Raw genomic sequence first — 4,088 nt, 5'->3', positions numbered from 1 at the left:
TTGACGCCGCGCAGATGGAGCAGGCGCGGAAGGACCGGCTGCAGACCTTCGAGGTACTGGTGGCGCAGGAAGCGCGCAAAGGCTTCCAGTACCGGTTCGAGCGTCACCCTCTTTACGACAACCCGGGCGGCGGCGCCCTGCCCGACGGCCCGCTGCGCACGATGGCGGAGGCGCTGAATTCGGACGCTTTCATCTGCCTCCTCCATACCGTGCTGAATGAGCCCCACGCCCCGGCATAACCTCTGCGACGGCCAGCTGACCCTTTACCGCGCGGGTCATTTCCTGACCTCCCATGATGACGGCCTGCCGGAGTTCAACCAGATTGCAGCCTTCGCCGTGAACCTGACACCCGACTGGCCAGCTGCTCTCGGCGGCCTGCTGATGTTTACCGGCGAGGACGGGCATGTGCAGGAAGCCTTCACGCCCAGGTTCAACACGCTGTCGCTGTTGCGCGCGCGCCCCAGCGGCATGGGGTCAGCGCGGTTGCGCCTTTTGCGAAAGGCGCGCGCCATGCCGTGACCGGATGGCTGCGGCGGCGGCCTCTGGCGTGAATGGACACAAGGCCAGCGCTCGGCTTTAGTGCGCCCGAAGCTCCTGCACCGGGAGCGCCCCCTGGAGGATAAACCTTGACCCGGCTCCCATTCCGCGCGGCCCTTCTGGCGTCGATCGGCGCGATTGCCCTTACGGCTTGTCAGGAGACTGGGCCGCCGGTTGCGGCGCTGGAAGCGGCCGAATTGATTGTCGAGGACGCACCGGTGACCGAGACCATGTCGCGCCTGCCTGCCATGACCTGCGGCGCCGATGGATTGATCGGCGCGGAGACGACCCGCGAGACGCTCGCGGCAATGTTTGGTGCGGAAAACCTGGCGGAGGAGGAATTGTCCTGGGTCGACAGCACCGAGACGGCGCTCGTGCTGTACCCGAATGAGCCGGCGACGCGCGCCGAACTCTTCTGGCTGGACAAGTCGAGCGGCGGCCCGCGCCACGTGCGGGTGCAAGGTGAGGACAGCCAGTGGATCGGCCCTGTCGGCCTGTTCGTCGGCGCGAGCCTTGCCGATGTCGAGGCGGCAAATGGCGGTCCTTTCGAGATGATGGGTTTCGAGAACCACAATGCCGGCGAAGTGACCAATTGGCAGGGCGGGGCTTTGGCGGCCAAGCCGGGCGAGACCTGCGAAGTCGGCATGGTGATGGCACTGCCGGCCGACCTGCCGGAGAGTATTGTCTCAGCCGTCTCCGGCGACCCGGAAAAGGTCTACCGCTCCGACAGCCCTGAAATGCGCGCCGCAAACCCGGCCGTATACGGACTGGCGCTGGACTTCTTCGACCCTGCCTGATCAACCCATCGCATCGCGCACGAGGTCATCCTCGGCTTCGCGGAGCACCGCCTCCATGGCGGAGGCGCCGAACACAGGCTCACGGCCGACTTCGAGCATGACGGGCACGGCGAAGGGGCTGATGCGCTGAAGCGGCTTGTGCACGATGCGGCCTTCGATGCGGGCGAGCATTTCGGACAGGCGGCGCACATCGAGCAGGCCCGTGGCGGCGTCCATACGCGCGGCCTGCAGCAGGATATGATCCGGCTCGTGGCTGCGAAGCACATCATAGATCAGATCGGTTGAGAAGGTTACCTGGCGCGAGTTCTTTTCGGTACCCGGAAGATTGCGATGGATGAGGCCGGAGATGATGGCGCAGTGGGCAAAGGTGCGTTTCATCAGCGCGCTTTCGGCGAGCCACTCTTCAAGCTCGTCGCCCAGCATGTCGGGGTGGAACACTGCGTCCATGTCGAGGCCGCGCATGTCCTCCAGGCCCCAGACCGCCATCGCATACTCGCTCGCTACAAAGCCCGAAGGCTTCGCGCCCATCCGCTCAAGGCGCCGCGTGACCAGCATGCCGAGCGTCTGGTGCGCGAGACGCCCCTCAAAAGGATAGCAGACGAGATAATGCCGACCGGCGCGCGGGAAGGTCTCGACCAGCAGGTGGTCTGGCGGCGGAATGGCAGAGCGGAGCGCCTGTATCTCGAACCACTCCCGCACGGGATCCGGAAGGCCTGTCCATTGCGCCGGATCGTGGATCATCTTCCGTACACGGTCAGCGAGGAAGGTCGTCAGCGGGAACTTGCCGCCGTTGTATGTCGGGATTGCAGGCGAGTCAGACTGAGCCCGCATCACCAGCGCATCCATGCCGTCAATTGCGATCAGACGCAGGACCTCGCCGCCGAACAGGAAAGTGTCGCCGGGCGTGAGCAGGCTAAGAAAATACTCCTCCATTTCGCCCAGCTTGCGTCCGGCGCGGAGGGCGCGTTGCTCGCTGCTCTTCGGCAGGCCCGCCTTCGCCGCAAAACTCGCCAGCCGCACAGACAGCATTGGAGCCTCGACAATTGAGCCTACATTCATCCGGTGCGCCTGCTTGTCCCGCGCCGTGCGAGCCACCCACAGCCCGTCACTGCGCCGCACGATGCGGTGGAACCGGTCATAGGTTTTCAGCGCATAGCCGCCGGTAGCGACGAAATCCACGATCCGCTCGAACGTCTCCCAGTCGAGCCAGGCATAGGGCGCGGCGCGGCGCACCTCGTCGAACAGCCCGTCCAGACGGAAACCCTCGCCGCAAGCCCGCCCCATGATGTGTTGCGCAAGGATATCGAGCGCGCCGGTGCGCACGCCCTCGCCGTCGATCTCGCCAGCCTCAACGGCGGCCTCGGCGGCGCGGCATTCGAGCACCTCAAAGCGATTCGTCGGCACAAGGATGGCTTTGCTCGCCTCGTCCATCCGGTGATTGGCGCGCCCGATGCGCTGGACCAGGCGCGCGGCGCCTTTCGGGGCGCCCATCTGGATCACGAGGTCCACTTCGCCCCAGTCGATGCCGAGATCGAGCGTGGACGTGCACACCACAGCCTTAAGCAAGCCTGCGGCCATCGCGGCCTCGACACGCTGACGCTGCTCGCGCACGAGCGAGCCATGGTGCAGTGCAATTGGCAGGCCGTCCTCGTTGGCATTCCAGAGTTCCTGGAACATCAGCTCAGCCTGACTGCGCGTGTTGACGAAGACCAGCGTCATGTTCGCCGCCCTGATCGATTCATACACTTCGGCGACCGCAAACCGCCCGGAATGGCCAGACCAGGGGATGCGTTCCCGGGAGATGAGGATGTCCACGTCCGCCTTGACGCCGCCCTGTGCAGGAATGATCCGAATGCGACCTTCTGGCCCCTTCGCCAGGCTTGCAGAAAGCGGGGTTGCAAGGGTCACTGGCTCACTTTCCGTCCGCTCACGCACATCCAGCCACCGCGCCAGCTCCTCCGGCTCGTGGACGGTCGCCGAAAGGCCCAGGAACCGGCAGGCCGGCGCCCATTCCGCCAGTGTCGCGAGACCGAGAGACAACAGGTCTCCCCGCTTAGAGGGCGCCAGCGCGTGGATCTCGTCTACAATGACGCAGCGCAAGTCTGCGAAAAAGGCTGCTGCATGATCGGACGCGATCAGCAGCGCCAGCTGTTCCGGCGTGGTCAGCAGGATGTCCGGCGGTGTCTTTCTCTGCTTCTGGCGCACATGCGCGGCGGTATCGCCGGTGCGGGTCTCGATACGGATGGGCAGGCCCATCTCGGTCACCGGCGTCATCACGTTTCGTTGAACATCCGCCGCCAGCGCCTTCAGAGGCGATATATACAGCGTATGGATCGCAGGAATGCCCGAATTCGTTGCGCCGCGTTCAGCCAGCTCCACTAGACTGCCCAGGAAGCCCGCGAGCGTCTTGCCGCCGCCGGTTGGCGCTATCAGCAAGGCGCTCTCTCCCCGCAGAGAGGCCTCTGCCAGCGCCAGCTGGTGCGGTCTCGGCGTCCAGCCGCGCGCAGAGAACCACGCCTCGAATGCAGGCGGCAACCGGAAGGAAGAGGCTTGTGTATCGGCCATGAGCATTCATTAAACTACTGCAAGCCACTGCGCCTCCCCCTTTCCTTTTTGTCATGCCGGGAACACTTTGCCCGGCTTCGAGACCCTTCCCGGAGTTCCTGATGTCCCGACTGTTGATTGCCAGCCTTGCCGTCGTCGCCGCCGCCCTGCCGGCCTCGGCGGACGCGGTGTTACAGAAGGCCAAGGCCA

4 protein-coding genes are annotated in these 4,088 nt (G+C 65.1%); 3 read left to right on the top strand and 1 reads right to left on the bottom strand.

Annotation, left to right across the window (positions count from 1 at the left end; translation table 11 throughout):
• From WEA77_RS06985 to WEA77_RS06975, 3 genes are all read left to right on the top strand, one after another.
• Positions 1-239, top strand: a 239-nt coding sequence (locus WEA77_RS06985) for a hypothetical protein (RefSeq protein ID WP_368067152.1), incomplete at its 5' end; no start/stop codon positions are given.
• Positions 217-519: a 2OG-Fe(II) oxygenase family protein gene (locus WEA77_RS06980; protein ID WP_368067151.1), complete on the top strand. Its 303-nt coding sequence runs from the start codon at positions 217-219 to the stop codon at positions 517-519. The genes WEA77_RS06985 and WEA77_RS06980, both read left to right, overlap by 23 nt.
• 107 nt (positions 520-626) lie before the next feature.
• Positions 627-1,334, top strand: coding sequence for a hypothetical protein (locus WEA77_RS06975; RefSeq protein WP_368067150.1), 708 nt, complete (start codon positions 627-629; stop codon positions 1,332-1,334).
• On the opposite strand, the gene WEA77_RS06970 is transcribed toward WEA77_RS06975, so the two are convergent.
• Positions 1,335-3,899 carry a ligase-associated DNA damage response DEXH box helicase gene (locus WEA77_RS06970; RefSeq protein WP_368067149.1) on the bottom strand — a complete coding sequence of 855 codons (2,565 nt, stop codon included), beginning with the start codon at positions 3,897-3,899 and terminating at the stop codon, positions 1,335-1,337.
• Positions 3,900-4,088: the final 189 nt, after the last annotated feature.

The sequence above is a fragment of the Hyphomonas sp. genome (assembly GCF_040882205.1).
Classification (GTDB): Bacteria; Pseudomonadota; Alphaproteobacteria; order Caulobacterales; family Hyphomonadaceae; genus Hyphomonas.
The sequence above is the reverse complement of the archived record's forward strand: the minus strand, read 5'-3'. Positions and strand labels throughout refer to the sequence as shown.